Source organism: Duganella sp. CF458 (assembly GCF_900113115.1).
Taxonomy (GTDB): Bacteria; Pseudomonadota; Gammaproteobacteria; order Burkholderiales; family Burkholderiaceae_D; genus Rugamonas.
This window is the reverse complement of record NZ_FOOF01000005.1, coordinates 149,948-165,929: the sequence shown is the minus strand read 5'-3', so window position 1 is coordinate 165,929 and position 15,982 is coordinate 149,948. Positions and strand designations below refer to the sequence as shown.

The following is a 15,982-nucleotide window of genomic DNA, read 5'->3' as shown; positions in this document are numbered from 1 at the left end:
GCATGAGCATCCCCGATCTTCCGAACATCAAAGCAGAACTTCTCGACCTGCCAAGCTTGGATATGTTGGCGCCGCAAGGCGACATGAACCACCCGCCCCGCATCCTGATGCTGTATGGCTCCTTGCGCGAGCGGTCATTCAGCCGTTTCCTAACCTTTGAGGCGGCCCGGATCCTGGAGCACTTCGGCGCCGAAGTCAAAATCTTCGACCCGATGGAATTGCCGATGGTTGGCAGCGTGCCCGAAACACACCCCAAAGTTGTGGAACTAAGGGAGCTTTGCCTTTGGTCGGAAGGCCAGGTCTGGTGCAGCCCTGAGCGGCATGGCGCGATCACCGCCGTAATGAAAAACCAGATCGACTGGATTCCGCTGGAACAAGGCGCGCTACGCCCAAGCCAGGGGCGCACACTGGCAGTCATGCAGGTGTGCGGAGGCTCGCAGTCATTCAACGTGGTGAACACGTTGCGCCTGCTGGGCCGCTGGATGCGCATGTTCACCATTCCGAACCAATCTTCAGTGCCGATGGCGTACAAGGAATTCGATGATGCGGGCAGGATGCGTCCTTCCGCCTACTATGACCGCGTTGTGGACGTGATGGAAGAATTGTTCAAACTGACCTTGCTGATGCGCGGGCGAAGCGATTACCTGACCAACCGTTACAGCGAAAGGAACGAACGGGCACGGGCCGCTATCGACCGTCAAATCGAAAAGCTTTGAGCTGCGGGGCAATTCAGATGCCCTAAAGCGAAAAAGCCCTCGATTGCTCGAGGGCTTTTTCAGTGTTCTGGCGGAGAGGGTGTCTGTAGCACTAAGAGTGAAAATCCGCTCAACAGTGCTCTATCCACCTTTCTATCTACCTTTTCCAAGCCCCGGAAAAACGCTTATTCTTCCGCCCCTACAACCCACACTGTACTCCGACATCGATTGAAATGTCCTCGATAGGCCATTGTTCCAAAATATCGGTACAAATTGACAATTACCTATATTTAGGAACACAATCATCGATATGGAAAACTTCGGCGAACAAATTCTACAAATGGCCAAGCTGCATGGCCTAATCAGGTCACGCGACTTGGTCGCCAATGGTTTCCCTCGCATAGCGCTAACGCGGCTGGTCCAGCAAGGCAAGCTGCAGCGAGTTGACCGAGGACTCTATGCCCTGCCATCCCGCCATATATCGGAACATGGCACGCTGGCCGAAGTCGCGAAAAAATATCCCCAGTCCGTAATATGCCTTCTATCAGCACTTCAAGTCCATCAGCTGACAACACAAGCACCATTTGAAGTTTGGCTAGGGATTCCGAACAAAGCGCATGCGCCACAACCAAGCTATCCGCCGCTTCGTATCGTCCGCCTATCCGATACAGCCCTGGAACAAGGTATCGAAGTTCGCCAGATAGATGGCATACCAGTGCGCATCACCACAATTGAGCGCACATTGGTCGACTGCTTCAAGTTTCGCAACAAGATTGGCCTGGACGTAGCACTGGAAGCGCTGACAGAGGCCTGGCGCGCTAAACGCATCAATATGGACGACCTCTGGCGCCACGCGTCCAAATTCCGAATGTCGAACGTCATGCGCCCATACATTGAAAGCTTGGTATGAGTGAACGAAACGTTCCTGCGTCCGTGCGGGCGCGCTTACTGAAAATCGCAAAGGAGCGTAACCAGGACTTCAACCTGGTACTGACCCGCTACGCTTTGGAGCGACTGCTTTACCGGATAAGCGTCTCACAACACGCCGCACAATTTCTGCTGAAAGGTGCACTGCTCTTCGACCTGTGGTTCGATCTGCCTCATCGCCCAACCCGCGATGCGGACTTCCTTGGTTTCGGGCCCGCCGATCTACCGCACCTTGAAAGCGCATTCAAGGATATCTGTGAGATCGAGGAACCGGATGGAATTACCTTTGATTCGTCCACAGTGCGAGCAGTCGATATACGCAAGGAAGCAAATTATGCCGGGGTGCGCGTTACATTCAGCGGAAGCATCGACGGCGCCCGTTGCCCGATCCAGCTGGATATCGGGTTTGGCGACGCTGTAACACCGGCGCCGGAAGATGTGTCTTTCCCAGTCATCCTGTCAGGCTTTTCTGCGCCGCAGCTTCGAGCTTATCCGCGATATACGGTAGTTGCCGAGAAATTGGAAGCGCTAGTTTCACTTGGCATGGCAAACACCAGGCTGAAAGACTTCTTCGATCTATGGGTCTTGGCTAAATACACTGCATTCGAAGGCGACACACTGTTACAAGCGATCCACGCGACGTTCTCACGCAGGGGCACAGCCTTTCCCACCTCGACGCCACTGGGACTCACGGAAACGTTTGCGACGGATTCCGCTAAACAGGCGCAATGGTCTGCCTTCCTTAGAAAGAACAAACTTGAAGCACTTCCCCTTGAGGCTGTCGTAAGCATACTGCATGATTTCCTAATGCCGCTCATCGACTCAGCACGACAACAAAAAACAAACTACTCGCAGCAATGGAATGACGGAGGACCGTGGGCTACACAGTGATCTGGCGCAGCTAGTCAGAAATCTCGCGGGCAACCAGCCGATTCAAGGCACTCTTCGGAAACGACAATTTCGAATCGAATGGAGAGACAGCTTATGCGCTTTTCGGCATTGGCCTCATAGAAGTAAAGGGACGAACGTAATTTGACGATGGCCCTAGCCAGCACGGAACGGTTCAACGGCAAACAAATAATTCCATTAGCTCGACAGTCCCGAGTATTCGCCACAGCCATGGCTATTCACCTCGAGGAACGTGGATCGATAGATCCTCGTGCATGAGCCAGAAATACTTTGGCGGAGAATCCGGAATTCGAACTGCACTACACTGCACTGAAAGGTCGATAGGCGCTCGAATCTGGAAGAAGAAAAAAGAAAAAGCCCTTGATCTACAAGGGCTTTTTCAGTGTTCTGGCGGAGAGGGTGGGATTCGAACCCACGGTACGATTTAACGTACGCCTGATTTCGAGTCAGGTACATTCGACCACTCTGCCACCTCTCCAGGTACTGCTAGCAACGGTGGTCGCCGTTGAGAGCCAAGATTATAGCAGCCCTTTTAAAAAAAGGAAGGGCTATTTTCAACTTTATGCTACGAGCTTGGTCAGGCCGCCCATATAAGGCTGCAGCGCTGCTGGAATCTCCACCGAACCGTCAGCCTGCTGGTAGTTTTCCAGCACGGCGACCAGGGTGCGGCCCACGGCCAGGCCGGAGCCGTTCAGTGTGTGCAGCAGTTCTGGCTTGCCCGCGGCATTGCGGAAGCGCGCCTGCATGCGGCGGGCCTGGAAGGCTTCACAATTCGACAGCGAAGAAATTTCGCGGTAGGTGTTCTGCGCCGGCAGCCACACTTCCAGGTCATAGGTCTTGGCAGCGCCAAAGCCCATGTCGCCGGTGCACAGTTGCATCACGCGGTATGGCAGGCCCAGCGCCTGCAGGATGGTTTCGGCGTGGCCGACCATTTCTTCCAGCGCTTCGTACGACTTCTCAGGGTGCACCACCTGGACCAGTTCAACCTTGTCGAACTGGTGCTGGCGAATCATGCCCTTGGTATCGCGGCCGGCAGAACCAGCTTCGGAACGGAAGCATGGGGTGTGCGCGGTAACCTTGATCGGCAGCGTTTCGACAGCCACGATCTCGTCGCGCACCATATTGGTCAACGACACTTCCGAAGTCGGGATCAGGTAGAAGGTCTGTCCTTCGCCTTCCGCGCCGCCCTTCTTCACCGAGAACAGGTCGGCTTCGAACTTCGGCAGCTGGCCGGTGCCCATCAGCGATTCGGCGTTGACCATGTACGGCGTGTAGCACTCGGTGTAGCCGTGCTTGTCGGTGTGGGTGTCCAGCATGAACTGCGCCAGTGCACGGTGCAGGCGTGCGATGCCGCCTTTCATGACGCTGAAGCGGGAACCGGTGAGTTTGGTGGCGGTCTCGAAATCCAGGCCCAGTGCGGCGCCTACGTCCGCATGGTCTTTTACTTCGAAGTCAAAGCTGCGCGGGGTGCCGAATTTTCGGACTTCCACGTTGCCCGTTTCATCGGCGCCTGCTGGCACGGATTCGTGCGGCAGGTTCGGCACTGCCTGCAGGAAGGTATTCATCTTCAACTGCACGTCGGCCAGCTTGATCTCGTTGGCCTTCAATTCATCGCCCAGGCCGCCTACTTCGGCCATCACGGCGGTGGTGTCTTCCCCTTTGCCCTTCATCATGCCGATCTGCTTGGACAGCGAATTGCGCTTGCTTTGCAGTTCTTCGGTACGCATCTGGATGGCTTTGCGCTCGCCTTCCAGGGCATTGAAGCCAGCCACGTCGAGCTGGAACTTGCGGGTCGCCAGTTTGGCGGCGACAGTATCAATGTCTTTACGGAGAAGTTGGATGTCAATCATGTTGTTATTGCTGCCGCTGCGAGGTTTAGTCGAAAGGAGCAATTGTACCAAGATGACAGCACAACAACCGAGTTTTACGCCCTCCGGCGTTGTGCTGTCAGATCAGTGCTGCTTTTTCAGCCGCGGTCAGGCGCTTGGCGGCGACCACCACGGTTGGAATGCTGGTATCCACTTTGGCGACGACCGGGGCGGCGGCTACGTGCAGCACTGGAGGGGTGGCGGTTGCAAAGCTGGTGACGGTGGCCAGGGCTGCTGCGATAACGAAGATCGCTTCCATGTGTTTCAGGGCTTTCATGATGTTCTCCTTCAGGTCAGTGTTGAACTACTTCCGTGCTTCCATGGTTACACTGTACCTAAAGCCTCCCTGCCCTGCCTTGCACTTGCGACGAAGCGCAAAAATCACGGGATGAAATGCAGATTTACCGACCTGCAGCCGCCGTGCGGCCCGCCTTATTCAGCCGGCTTCCGGGCGTCTTCCCCCTTGACGGGCTTGGATGGCGCGCCCTCGTTCAGCCAATCGGCCACGTCCTCGCCCAGTTCCCTGGTCACTTTATGGAACATCTCGCAGGTACCGCGGAACAAGCCGACATTCGTCGTGCGCCGGAATGTGGCGGACGACAGCGTGGCGCCGCTTTGCTTGAGCTCCGCAAGCACCTCCAACGACTTGGGACCCGACCATTTACCGCCTCCAGCGCCCCAGGCGTTGGTGATCGTGATCTTGACCACTTTGTCGTTGCCGACATCGTCGTTGGCGGTAGCCAACTCAACACGGCCGTATTCCTTGGTAATCTTGGCCGAGGCATCCTCGACCAGATGGCTCTCAAGCTCGCATTCGTTGCGCACGGCTTGAGGGACGAACGAACCGGGAGCAATCTGCACCGGTGTCTGAAGATAGAGGCGCTCGGCGGCCGAAGCACTGAAAGATGCTGCCAACGCGGACAGCAGAAGAGTGGTCTTGAAGAGTTTCATGTAAAGGTTTTATTGCGCCAACGCAAAATTGCGAACCCGGCACTATAGGGCCGAACGCGCCGTGGCGCAACCGAACTTCACAGCGGACGGATCTGCTCCAGCCACCCCTTCACGGCACTATTGAAGGCTTCCGGTTCTTCGCGCATCACCCAATGCCCGCTGCGGAAAGCAATCACCCGGCTGTCCGGCTTGGACTGCACGGCCGCCTCGAAACTGCGGGTGTGGAAGGAGAACGGCTTGCGCTTGCCGTAGATGTACAGCATGGGCCAGCGCAGCTTGAACGGCAGCGTCCCCGCGGCGGGCGTGCTGGCGCGCAGCCAGCTGACCGCGTGGGGCAATTGCAGGCGCGCGCAGGCTTCGCGCGCCGCGCGGCTGCTGCCGCTGGACGCTTTCAGGCGGCGGTGGGCAAACGCCAGGCGCAGCCGGGTTTTCCAGTCCAGCGAGGCGCGGTAAGTCATCTGGCTGGAGCCGCCAATCCCGACGCTGATCATCCGGCTCACCAAGTCCGGATAACGCAGCGCGAACTGGTAACCGAAGACGCAGCCCCAATCGCTCAGCATCAGGATAACGGGACGGCCCCCATTCACGGCATGCACGGTATCGGCGTAGAGTTTTGATACTTCGTCAATGGTATGGCTACCCTTGGCGCCTTGATTGGGGAAGCTGAACCGAACGCAGCGATAGCTTGGCGAAAAAGCGGCAACCTGGGCATCCCACAGGCTGCGGTCGTAGGGCCAGCCATGGATCATCATGATGGCTTCTTCCCCCTCGCCATCCACATGGACTGTCACCCCATCGACTGTCAGACGCTGCGCCATTCCGCCCTCCGTTAGAATATTTACAACATCGTAACGGTAGGCAATAAGAATGTAAAGTCCCGTAGGGGTTTGCACTAGTTTGCTTACAAATAATAGGAAAATTCCTACAATTGCAAGCTGATAACGACTTAAGCTTTGCGGGCTTCTTCGTCCAGTTTGCGCAGGAAGGCCAGCTTGTCCGCGATCTTGGATTCCAGGCCGCGCGGTACGGGCTGGTACCAGCCTGGTTCGGCCATGCCGTCGGGCAGATAGGTTTCGCCGGCGGCGTAGGCATCCGGCTCATCGTGGGCGTAGCGGTATTCGTGGCCGTAGCCCAGCTCTTTCATCAACTTGGTGGGGGCGTTGCGCAGGTGGACCGGCACTTCGCGCGACTTGTCGCGGCGGACGAAGGCCATGGCGGCGTTGTAAGCGTTGTAGCCGGCGTTGCTCTTGGCCGCGACCGCGAGATAGATCACGGCCTGGGCCAGCGCCAGCTCCCCTTCCGGCGACCCGAGCCGCTCATAGGTTTCGGCGGCATCGTTCACCATGGTGAGCGCGCGCGGATCGGCCAGGCCGATGTCTTCCCAGGCCATGCGCACGATGCGGCGCGCCAGGTAGCGCGGATCGGCGCCGCCATCGATCATGCGGCAGAACCAGTACAGCGCGCCGTCCGGATTGGAACCACGCACCGATTTGTGCAGTGCCGAAATCTGGTCGTAGAAATTGTCGCCGCCCTTGTCGAAGCGGCGCGCATTCAGGGTCAACGCGTTCTGCACGAATTCGCCGGTGACCTGCTTGGTGCGCGCGGTGGCGGCGGCCGTCTTGGTCTGCTCCAGCAGGTTCAGGAAACGGCGCGCGTCGCCGTCGGCATAGCCGACCAGGGTGTCGATGGCCAGTTCGTCGAAGTCCAGGTCCGGCATGGCGCGCTCCCTGGCGCGGGCCAGCAACTGGCGCATCTCCTCTTCCGTCAGCGCCTTCAGCACATAGACCTGGGCGCGCGACAACAACGCGGAGTTGACTTCGAACGAAGGGTTTTCGGTAGTGGCGCCAATCAACGTCACCAGGCCCGATTCGACGAACGGCAGCAAGGCATCCTGCTGCGCCTTGTTAAAGCGGTGGATCTCGTCGATGAACAGGATGGTCTGCTTGCCGTTGGCGACAAACTGCTCCGCCTGTTCAATCGCGGCGCGGATATCCTTCACCCCGCCCAGCACGGCCGAAATGGCAATGAACTCGCAGTCGAAGGCGCGCGCCGACAGGCGGGCCAGCGTGGTCTTGCCGACGCCCGGCGGCCCCCACAGGATCATCGAATGCGGCTTGCCGGACTTGAACAGCAGGTTCAGCGGCTTGCCTTCGCCCAGCAGGTGACTCTGGCCGATCACGTCCGCCACGCTGTGCGGGCGCATCGCTTCGGCCAGCGGCGGGGTGGGCTCGGGGGCGAACAGGTCTTGCGTCATCATGCCCTAATTGTTGATGACGTCCGCGCCCTTGGGCATGACAAATTTAAAGGACGTTGCATTCAGCGCTGGATTTTTTTCAAACTTCTTAAACGACAGGATGGAGGTCTGGCCAAAGCTGTCTTTCAGCTCCATCGCTTCCGGCACACCGTTTTTCAGGCCGATCTGGATCTGCTCGAAGCTGGCGTCCTTGGCTTTTGGTGTGGCTTTCAGCCATTCCAGGCCGTCGCGGCTACCGGCTTCGGACAGGGCAAAGTTCTTTTCCAGGTCGTTGGAGCCGAACAGGATGGCCGCCGGGGATGACCCCAGCGCGTCGCCCAGCTTGCGCACGGTAACCTGGTTCAGGTCCTTGTCGAAGATATAGAGCTGCTCGCCATCGGCCTGCAGCACCTGGTCATAGGGCTTGGTGTAAGTCCAGATGAACTTGCCCGGGCGGGCGAAGCTGAAGCTGCCGGACGACAGTTTGTCCTTGCTGCCCTGCGCCACCACCTTCTGCGTGAACTCGCCCTTGGCAGCCTTGGTGCTGCCCACGAAAGCCTTGAACTGGTCCAGCGCCGTGGCGCTGGCGGAACCTGCAAACAGCAGGCCGGCGGCCAGGGCCGCCATCAACTTGTTGTACTTCATAGAATTCCTTATTCCGCCGACGCGGTAGGTGCGATGATTTCGCGGTTGCCGTTCGACTGCATGGCCGATACCACGCCGCTGTTTTCCATCTGTTCCAGCAGGCGCGCAGCCCGGTTGTAGCCAATGCGCAGGTGGCGCTGCACCAGCGAGATCGAAGCCTTGCGATGCTTCAACACGACCTGCACGGCCTGGTCATACATCGGGTCGGACTCGCTGTCCCCGCCGCCGCCGGCGCCGGCCAGCGCATCGCCGCCGCCCTCTTCCAGCGTGCCGCCTTCCAGGATGCCCTCGATGTAATTCGGCTCACCCTGGGCCTTCAAATGTTTCACCACACGGTGCACTTCATCATCCGATACGAAGGCGCCGTGCACGCGGACCGGCAAGCCGGTGCCGGGCGGCATGTACAACATGTCGCCCATGCCAAGCAGCGCCTCCGCCCCCATCTGGTCAAGAATGGTGCGCGAGTCGATCTTGGACGATACCTGGAACGCAATACGCGTCGGGATATTGGCCTTGATCAGGCCAGTGATCACGTCTACAGATGGGCGCTGGGTCGCCAGGATCAAGTGCAGGCCGGCCGCACGGGCTTTCTGCGCGATACGGGCGATCAGTTCTTCCACCTTTTTGCCGACCACCATCATCAGGTCGGCCAGCTCGTCGATGATGATGACGATGGTTGGCAGTTTTTCCAGCGGTTCCGGCGCGTCCGGGGTAATCGAGAACGGGTTCGGAATCTTCTCTTCGCGCTTCTCCGCCTCGGCAATCTTGGCGTTGTAGCCGGCCAGGTTACGCACGCCCAGCTTGGACATCAGCTTGTAGCGGCGCTCCATCTCGTTCACCGCCCAGTTCAGGGCGTGGCCGGCCTGGCGCATATCGGTCACCACCGGCGCCAGCAGGTGCGGAATGCCTTCGTACACCGACATCTCCAGCATCTTCGGGTCGATCAGGATCATGCGCACATCGTGCGGGTCGGCCTTGTACAGCAGCGACAGGATGGTGGCGTTGATACCCACCGACTTGCCGGAGCCGGTGGTACCGGCCACCAGCAAGTGCGGCATCTTGGCCAGGTCGGCCACCACCGGCTTGCCGGCAATGTCCTTGCCCAGCGCCACGGTCAGCGGCGAGTGATTGTCGTTATAGACCTTGGAACCGAGGATCTCCGTCAGGCGCACGATCTGGCGCTTGGGATTCGGCAGCTCCAGCGCCATGTAGTTCTTGCCAGGGATGGTTTCCACCACGCGGATCGAGGTCAGCGACAGCGAACGCGCCAGGTCGCGCGCCAGGTTGACGATCTGGCTGCCCTTTACGCCGGTGGCAGGCTCGATTTCGTAGCGGGTGACGACCGGGCCCGGGTAGGCGGCCACCACCTTGGCCTCCACGCCAAAGTCGGACAGTTTCTTCTCGATCAGGCGGCTGGTGAATTCCAGCGTTTCCACGGCCACGGTTTCCTGCTGCGGCGGAGCATCGTCCAGCAGCGACAGCGGCGGCAGCGTGGTGTTCTCGATTTCCTGGAACAGGGTGCCCTGCTTTTCCTTGATCACGCGCTCGGACTGCACCACCTGGGTGATCTGCGGCTCGATCTTGACGATAGGCGCCGGCGGCGCATCCGGCGGCAGGTCGGCCGGCTTCGGATGCTTCTCTTCGTGCTTGACGCGTTCCTTGACCACCTTCTCTTCGCGCTTGACCACCGCCACGTCGCCCTGGCGACGGTCTTCGCGGTCTTCCATGCGGGCGCGGACCCAGTCGATGCCCATCTCGATGACTTCACCGATGCGTTCGGCCACCGACATCCACGACACGTGGAAGAACAGGCTGAAGCCGGTGCCGAACAACAGCAGCAACAGCAGCGTGGCACCGGTAAAGCCCAGGCCCACATGGGCGCCATGGCCGATCAATTCACCCAGCACGCCGCCCGGCACGCGCGGCAACTGCACCTTCATGCTGTACAGGCGCAGGAACTCCAGGCCCATCGAACCAACCAGCATCAGGCCGAAGCCGATCACGCGGATGATACCTTCCTGCTTATGTTCCGGGTCTTCTTCCTTCTCCAGCACGAACTTGCGGGTCAGGCGGCGATAGCCCTGCCACACCACGCGCAGCATGTAGACGCACCACCACCAGGCCGAAAAACCGAAGATGAACAGCATCAGGTCGGACAGCCAGGCGCCGCCGCGCCCGCCCAGGTTGAACACCTTGGGCACCACGTTATTGTGCGACCAGCCCGGGTCCAGTCGGTTGTAGCTGGCCAGGATCAGGATGAAATAGACGCAGACGACAAACAGCGCGAAAAAGCGCGCCTCCGACAGCAGTCGCACCAGCCGATTGGGTAAAGGCTGGCGTTCGGTGACATTGCGAGTGTAACCAGAAGTTGTCGATTGACTCTTTTGACTCTTCTTACTCATTGCTTGGAGGCAAAAATTCCATAATTGCGCTTATTCTAAGGCATATCAAGGTAAAGCGGCCCCACGGTACATGTGAAATGCACGCTTCGCATATAATTTCGGTTTGCTTGGGGCCGGACTTGTAGCATTCCTGTCCGCACCCATATTCAAGACATATTAACTAGGTAAAGAATCCGCCATGACTACTACCAAACACGCCAAAGTCCTGATTCTTGGCTCCGGTCCTGCAGGCTACAGCGCCGCGATTTACGCCGCACGCGCCAACCTGAACCCAATGCTGGTGACCGGCGTCGAGCAAGGCGGCCAATTGATGACCACCACCGACGTGGAAAACTGGCCGGCCGACCCGATGGGCGTCCAGGGTCCGGACCTGATGCAGCGCTTCCTGCAGCACGCCGAACGCTTCAAGACCGAGATCGTGTTTGACCACATCCACACCACGCACCTGAACGAAAAGCCGATCCGCCTGGTCGGCGACAGCAGCACCTACACCTGCGACACCCTGATCATCGCCACCGGCGCCTCGGCCCAGTACCTGGGCCTGCCGACCGAGCAGGAATTCATGGGCCGCGGCGTCTCCGCCTGCGCCACCTGCGACGGTTTCTTCTACCGTGGCCAGGAAGTGGCCGTGGTCGGCGGCGGCAATACCGCTGTCGAAGAAGCCCTGTACCTGTCGAACATCGCCACCAAGGTCACCCTGGTGCACCGCCGCGAGAAGTTCCGCGCCGAGCCTATCCTGGTGGACCGCCTGATGGCCAAGGTCGCCGAAGGCAAGATCGAGCTGAAACTGAACGCGACCCTGCACGAAGTGAAGGGCGACCAGTCCGGCGTCAACGCCATCACCGTCAAACACAATAACGGCGAATTGACCGACGTGGCCGTGCACGGCCTGTTCATCGCCATCGGCCACAAGCCGAACACCGGCATCTTCGAAGGCCAGCTGGAAATGAAGGACGGCTATATCAAGACCCGCACCGGCACCGAAGGCATGGCGACCGCCACCTCCGTGCCAGGAGTGTTCGCCGCCGGCGACGTGCAAGACCACATCTACCGCCAGGCCATCACCTCGGCCGGCACCGGCTGCATGGCCGCCCTGGACGCGCAACGCTACCTGGAAGCGCAAGAGTGAAAAGCTTCGCCGACCTGAAGGGACTGGGCAAGCAGCTCAAGGAGCAGGAAGAGCAGCGCGCGGCCGAGCAGAAGGAGCGCGCCAAACAGGCGACGGCCGCTGCCGCCGCTGCCAATGTGTTCCAGTCCTCCATGGCCGGCGTACAGAAGATGAAACCGTCCGACCGCTACCTGCCGCCGCCTTCCAAGGGCGCTGCAGTCACGGGCCGCCCTGCCCCGTCCGGCGCGCGCAAGCCGCAAACGGCCGAGGAGCAGGCGGCGGACGACGCGGCCGTGCTGCGCGAGTCGATGCTGTCGGATATGTTCGACGTCGACCATTACATGGAAGAAGACCCTGCGCTGAACTACAGCGCGCCCGGCATCGGCCCGGACGTGATGAAGAAAATGCGCAAGGGCCACTGGCCGGTACAGGATGAACTGGACCTGCACGGCAAGCGCCGCGACGAGGCGCGCCAGGCGGTGGACGACTTCCTGCTCAAGGCCAGGCAGCGCAACTACCGCTGCGTGTGCGTGATCTACGGCCGCGGCTTCGGTTCGCGCGGCGGCGAGCCGGTACTGAAATCCATGGTCCATTCCTGGCTGGTGCAGACCGACGGCGTGATTGCCTTCTGCCAGGCCCGCGCCGAAGAGGGCGGCGAAGGCGCCATCATGGTGCTGCTACGCTCCGCCCTGGCGCCGCAGCGCTGATCCACGCCACGGCCCCGACGCCGGCGCGACACGCCCGGCTTGCAGGTTCGGTAATCAGGATGCTAATCTGCGGCTCATGAAAATCGTCCCCGCCGTCTCCCTAATTACCATCATTGAGGTCGTCGCAATCCTGGTCGGGGCCTTCTCCGGGTTCATCGAGGCGCGCCGCAAACGGATGGACATTGTCGGCGTGTTCATCGTCGCCTTCATCACCGCATTCGGCGGCGGCACCGTGCGCGACATCCTGCTCGACAAACGCCCCCTGTTCTGGGTGGCGCACCAGGAATATACCATCCTGCTGTTCGTGGTCGCCCTGGTGGCGGCGCCCTTCGTCAGGCATATCCGCCACATCGTATCCGAGCGCCTGATCGTGATCGCCGACGCCGTCGGCCTTGGCCTGTTCGCCGTCGCCAGCGTGGCGCAAGCGTTGGCGGCCGACATGCCGATCTTCGTGGCAGTGATGATGGGGGTGGTCACCGGTATTTTCGGCGGCGTGCTGCGCGACATTATCTGCAACGAGGTGCCGATGGTGTTCCGCGACGGCAAACCGTATGCGATCTGCGCCTTCTTCGGTTGCTGGTTCTACATCGCGCTGCAATACACCCAGGTGTCGGACGACGTGGCGCTGTGGTCCAGCGCGGGGCTGATCACCGTGCTGCGCCTGCTGGCCTGGCGTTTCGACCTGAAGATCAGCCGGCCATAGGCTATCGCCAATTAACTTTCAATTGGAAAGTTAAAACTTAACATCTAGTAACAAATGATACAATGGTGCAACTTTCATGATGCGCCTGCCTGTCCGTGTTTACCTTTGATGTCGCTACTGCCACTAGCCTGGTCGGCTTCCTGTCGATCCTGATTGCCTGCGCCTTCAGGGGCTTGCGTGGCCGCGCACTGGCCGGCACACCGGGCGGGCAATGGGCCATGTCGGCCTTGACCGGCGGCGTGGCAGCCCTGCTGGTTGCCAATTCAGCCACCCTTCCTGGCTATATCGGCACCGTCGCCGACAATGCGCTTTCCGTCGTCAGCCTGGTGTTCATCCACCGCGGCACGGCAATGCTGGTCGGGGCACGCTACAGCGATCGCTATTACCTCTTGTGCATCGTTGCGGCGGTCGCGGGCTTTGCCTGGTTCAGTTACGGCCAAGCCAGCCTGCAGGCACGTATCGCCCTGGTGTCCGCCTACCGCGCCGCCTTTTACTGCGCCACCTTGTTGATGCTGGTCAAGCGCCCCGGCCTGCCCGCCGGCACCCGCTACCTGGTCGACATCCTGGCGCTGGCCGCCATCTGGAGCGTGCTGCGCCTGGGCGCCGCCGTGTTTTCCGGCGACCACGTCGACAGCTTCCTGGCCGGCGGCTCCTCCTTTGCCGTCATGGTCTCGGTGGGCGGCATCCTGCATGTGCTGGTCAACGCCTTCCAGTTCCGGCTGGAGAGCGAAAAGATTCGCGACGAACTGGCAGCCCACGCCGGCCGCCTGCAGCAAAAGCGCGACATGCTGAAGTCCGTGGTAGTCGAACGCACGGCGGAACTGACCAGGCAAGCCAGCACCGACAGCATGACGGGCATCGCCAACCGCCGCCACTTCATGGAACGCGGCAACGACGAAATCGAGCGTGCCCGCCGCTATCACCTGCCGTTGACGCTCCTGCTGCTGGACATCGACCACTTCAAGCAGATCAACGACCGCTTCGGTCATCCTGCGGGAGACAAGCTGCTGCAGGTGATCGCGCAAGCCTGCCAGTCCAATGCACGCAACGTCGACCTGCCCGGCCGGCTGGGCGGCGAAGAATTTGCCTTGCTGATGCCTGAAACCAGCGCGATTGCAGCCCGCCTGGCGGCCGAGCGCCTGCGGCGCGCCATCACCGCCATCCCGCCAGCGCTATCAGGCGTGCCGCACCAGGTCACCGCCAGCTTCGGCGTCGCCACGCTCAAATCCTACGATACCTCGATGGACAGTCTGGTTGCACGCGCCGACACGGCGCTGTATCGCGCCAAAAACGGTGGCCGCAACCGCGTGGAGGCAGCTTGACTCCCCTGCACCTCGGCACCTGCCACCTGACCCTCGGCATTGCATGCCTCGCGATCGGCATCGCCTTCATCGGCCTGCACGCGGTACGCGATGGACGTTCGGCCGGTTCGAACTGGAGCCTGGCGGCCATTTGCCAGGGCGTGGCCTGGATACTGGCTGGCATGCGCGGCAACTTGCCGGCGGCGCTTTCGATCATGCTGCCACACGTGCTGATGGCGGCAAACGCCGTACTGTTGCTGCGCGGCGCGGCGTGCTACATGCCGGCCCCGCCGCCATGCCTGCACAAGTCCCAGCCGTGGATGGGGCTGCTGCTGGCGGCGGCCCTGCTCTCCCTCATCCTCGGTGCTGCGGTTCGCGTTCCATTGCTGCTGGCCGCCGGCGTACTGCTTTTCCTCCATGCGCCGCGCAATGGCCGCGCCATCTTGTGCGCATTGTTCGGCATCGACGCCGCCTGGCATTTGCTGCCCGCCATCGCAGGCACGTCCGCCATGTCCCCGGCCGGCGAACTGCTGCGCGGCGCCCTCCCCATCCTCGTGATCGCCGCCCAATTCCGCATCGAGAGCGACAATGCGCGCGCCGCGCTCCATGCGTTGGCCGATGCGCTTGAACTGGAAAGCCTGCAGCTGGAACAAACCATCGACGACCGCAACCGCGCGCTGCACGAGATCGCGACCACCGATTTCCTGACCGGCATCGCCAACCGCCGCCAGTTCATGGCACGCACCGAAATGGAAATTGAACGCTCGCGGCGCTATGGGCACGAGCTCTCGCTGCTGATGATCGACATCGACCATTTCAAGGCGATCAACGACAGCTTTGGCCACCCCACCGGCGACCAGGCGATCGCCGCCATCGGACGCCACTGCGCCACCGCCTGCAGGCGCAGCGACCTGGCGGCACGCCTCGGCGGCGAGGAGTTTGCGGTCGTGCTGCCATCTACAGGCATCAAGGAAGCCCAGGTGGTTGCGGAGCGCCTGCGCGCCGGCACCCTGGCGCTGCAAATCAGGCATGAAGGCCGGGCCGTGCCGCTCAGCTTGAGCATCGGCATTGCCTGCCTGGGGGCGGAAGATACCGGGCCGGACACGCTGCTGGCGCGTGCCGATCGGGCGTTGTATGCGGCCAAGAATGCAGGCCGCGACTGTGTACGCGTCGCTGAAACTGCGGCCTGATCAGACCGCCTCGGCACCGGTTTCGCCGGTGCGGATGCGGATCACCTGCTCGATGTTCTGCACGAAGATCTTGCCGTCGCCGATCTTGCCGGTACGGGCCGCCTTGATGATCGCATCGACAGCGCTATCGACCACGCCGTCGTCCACCACCACTTCCACCTTCACCTTCGGCAGGAAGTCGACCACGTATTCCGCGCCGCGATACAGCTCGGTGTGGCCTTTCTGGCGGCCGAAGCCTTTCACCTCGGTCACGGTCAGGCCGGTCACGTTCACTTCGGCCAGCGATTCGCGCACTTCGTCCAGCTTGAATGGCTTGATGATGGCGGTAATTTGCTTCATTGCG

Annotated in this window: 16 protein-coding genes and 1 tRNA gene; 8 read left to right on the top strand and 9 right to left on the bottom strand. The window is 60.7% G+C overall.

Annotated features, from left to right (window positions below):
* Positions 1-2 precede the first annotated feature (2 nt).
* The 3 genes from arsH to BM269_RS09550 all read left to right on the top strand — a co-directional run bounded on the left by arsH (position 3) and on the right by BM269_RS09550 (position 2,513).
* A complete protein-coding gene (gene arsH / locus BM269_RS09560; protein WP_090436789.1) occupies positions 3-716 on the top strand; it encodes an arsenical resistance protein ArsH in 714 nt (237 codons plus the stop codon).
* A gap of 289 nt (positions 717-1,005) precedes the next feature.
* Positions 1,006-1,605: a type IV toxin-antitoxin system AbiEi family antitoxin domain-containing protein gene (locus tag BM269_RS09555; RefSeq protein WP_090436788.1), complete on the top strand. Its 600-nt coding sequence runs from the start codon at positions 1,006-1,008 to the stop codon at positions 1,603-1,605.
* Entirely contained in the window at positions 1,602-2,513 is a 912-nt protein-coding gene (locus BM269_RS09550) for a nucleotidyl transferase AbiEii/AbiGii toxin family protein (RefSeq protein ID WP_090436787.1), read from the top strand. The genes BM269_RS09555 and BM269_RS09550 overlap by 4 nt, the downstream gene beginning before the upstream one ends.
* A 406-nt stretch (positions 2,514-2,919) precedes the next feature.
* On the opposite strand, the gene BM269_RS09545 is transcribed toward BM269_RS09550, so the two are convergent.
* From BM269_RS09545 to BM269_RS09510, 8 genes are all read right to left on the bottom strand, one after another.
* Positions 2,920-3,009, bottom strand: a tRNA-Ser gene (locus BM269_RS09545).
* An 82-nt stretch (positions 3,010-3,091) separates the two neighbouring features.
* The gene (gene serS, locus BM269_RS09540; protein WP_090436786.1) at positions 3,092-4,381 is read right to left on the bottom strand and encodes a serine--tRNA ligase; all 1,290 of its coding nucleotides are present in this window, start codon (positions 4,379-4,381) and stop codon (positions 3,092-3,094) included.
* 97 nt (positions 4,382-4,478) lie between these two features.
* Complete coding sequence (locus BM269_RS09535; protein ID WP_090436785.1) at positions 4,479-4,676, bottom strand: hypothetical protein; 198 nt, start codon at positions 4,674-4,676, stop codon at positions 4,479-4,481.
* A gap of 155 nt (positions 4,677-4,831) precedes the next feature.
* A complete protein-coding gene (locus tag BM269_RS09530; protein WP_139232701.1) occupies positions 4,832-5,350 on the bottom strand; it encodes a hypothetical protein in 519 nt (172 codons plus the stop codon).
* 77 nt (positions 5,351-5,427) lie between these two features.
* Entirely contained in the window at positions 5,428-6,168 is a 741-nt protein-coding gene (locus BM269_RS09525) for an alpha/beta fold hydrolase (protein ID WP_090436783.1), read from the bottom strand.
* 128 nt (positions 6,169-6,296) lie between these two features.
* The gene (locus BM269_RS09520) at positions 6,297-7,607 is read right to left on the bottom strand and encodes a replication-associated recombination protein A (protein ID WP_373994386.1); all 1,311 of its coding nucleotides are present in this window, start codon (positions 7,605-7,607) and stop codon (positions 6,297-6,299) included.
* Between the two features lie 3 nt (positions 7,608-7,610).
* Complete coding sequence (lolA, locus tag BM269_RS09515; RefSeq protein WP_090436782.1) at positions 7,611-8,228, bottom strand: outer membrane lipoprotein chaperone LolA; 618 nt, start codon at positions 8,226-8,228, stop codon at positions 7,611-7,613.
* Positions 8,229-8,236: 8 nt separating this feature from the next.
* Positions 8,237-10,630, bottom strand: coding sequence for a DNA translocase FtsK (locus BM269_RS09510; protein WP_090436781.1), 2,394 nt, complete (start codon positions 10,628-10,630; stop codon positions 8,237-8,239).
* A gap of 178 nt (positions 10,631-10,808) precedes the next feature.
* Here BM269_RS09510 and trxB point away from each other — a divergent pair, with 178 nt between their 5' ends.
* The 5 genes from trxB (at position 10,809) to BM269_RS09485 (ending at position 15,639) form a co-directional block, all read left to right on the top strand.
* Positions 10,809-11,759: a thioredoxin-disulfide reductase gene (gene trxB, locus BM269_RS09505; protein WP_090436780.1), complete on the top strand. Its 951-nt coding sequence runs from the start codon at positions 10,809-10,811 to the stop codon at positions 11,757-11,759.
* On the top strand, positions 11,756-12,445 hold the full coding sequence (locus BM269_RS09500; RefSeq protein WP_090436779.1) for a Smr/MutS family protein: 690 nt from the start codon (positions 11,756-11,758) through the stop codon (positions 12,443-12,445). The genes trxB and BM269_RS09500 overlap by 4 nt, the downstream gene beginning before the upstream one ends.
* Before the next feature lie 76 nt (positions 12,446-12,521).
* Positions 12,522-13,148, top strand: coding sequence for a trimeric intracellular cation channel family protein (locus BM269_RS09495; protein WP_090436778.1), 627 nt, complete (start codon positions 12,522-12,524; stop codon positions 13,146-13,148).
* A 95-nt stretch (positions 13,149-13,243) separates the two neighbouring features.
* Complete coding sequence (locus tag BM269_RS09490; RefSeq protein ID WP_090436777.1) at positions 13,244-14,470, top strand: GGDEF domain-containing protein; 1,227 nt, start codon at positions 13,244-13,246, stop codon at positions 14,468-14,470.
* The gene (locus tag BM269_RS09485; RefSeq protein ID WP_090436776.1) at positions 14,467-15,639 is read left to right on the top strand and encodes a GGDEF domain-containing protein; all 1,173 of its coding nucleotides are present in this window, start codon (positions 14,467-14,469) and stop codon (positions 15,637-15,639) included. Before BM269_RS09490 ends, BM269_RS09485 begins: the two co-directional genes overlap by 4 nt.
* Here the strand turns inward: BM269_RS09485 and BM269_RS09480 are convergent, their stop codons facing one another.
* On the bottom strand, positions 15,640-15,978 hold the full coding sequence (locus BM269_RS09480) for a P-II family nitrogen regulator (protein WP_090436775.1): 339 nt from the start codon (positions 15,976-15,978) through the stop codon (positions 15,640-15,642).
* Between the last annotated feature and the right edge of the window lie 4 nt (positions 15,979-15,982).

Coding starts and splice junctions, on each gene's coding strand:
- arsH (WP_090436789.1), top strand. CDS start 3: ATGAGCATCCCCGATCTTCCGAACATCAAAGCAGAACTTCTCGACCTG.
- BM269_RS09555 (WP_090436788.1), top strand. CDS start 1,006: ATGGAAAACTTCGGCGAACAAATTCTACAAATGGCCAAGCTGCATGGC.
- BM269_RS09550 (WP_090436787.1), top strand. CDS start 1,602: ATGAGTGAACGAAACGTTCCTGCGTCCGTGCGGGCGCGCTTACTGAAA.
- serS (WP_090436786.1), bottom strand. CDS start 4,381: ATGATTGACATCCAACTTCTCCGTAAAGACATTGATACTGTCGCCGCC.
- BM269_RS09535 (WP_090436785.1), bottom strand. CDS start 4,676: ATGAAAGCCCTGAAACACATGGAAGCGATCTTCGTTATCGCAGCAGCC.
- BM269_RS09530 (WP_139232701.1), bottom strand. CDS start 5,350: ATGAAACTCTTCAAGACCACTCTTCTGCTGTCCGCGTTGGCAGCATCT.
- BM269_RS09525 (WP_090436783.1), bottom strand. CDS start 6,168: ATGGCGCAGCGTCTGACAGTCGATGGGGTGACAGTCCATGTGGATGGC.
- BM269_RS09520 (WP_373994386.1), bottom strand. CDS start 7,607: ATGATGACGCAAGACCTGTTCGCCCCCGAGCCCACCCCGCCGCTGGCC.
- lolA (WP_090436782.1), bottom strand. CDS start 8,228: ATGAAGTACAACAAGTTGATGGCGGCCCTGGCCGCCGGCCTGCTGTTT.
- BM269_RS09510 (WP_090436781.1), bottom strand. CDS start 10,630: ATGAGTAAGAAGAGTCAAAAGAGTCAATCGACAACTTCTGGTTACACT.
- trxB (WP_090436780.1), top strand. CDS start 10,809: ATGACTACTACCAAACACGCCAAAGTCCTGATTCTTGGCTCCGGTCCT.
- BM269_RS09495 (WP_090436778.1), top strand. CDS start 12,522: ATGAAAATCGTCCCCGCCGTCTCCCTAATTACCATCATTGAGGTCGTC.
- BM269_RS09480 (WP_090436775.1), bottom strand. CDS start 15,978: ATGAAGCAAATTACCGCCATCATCAAGCCATTCAAGCTGGACGAAGTG.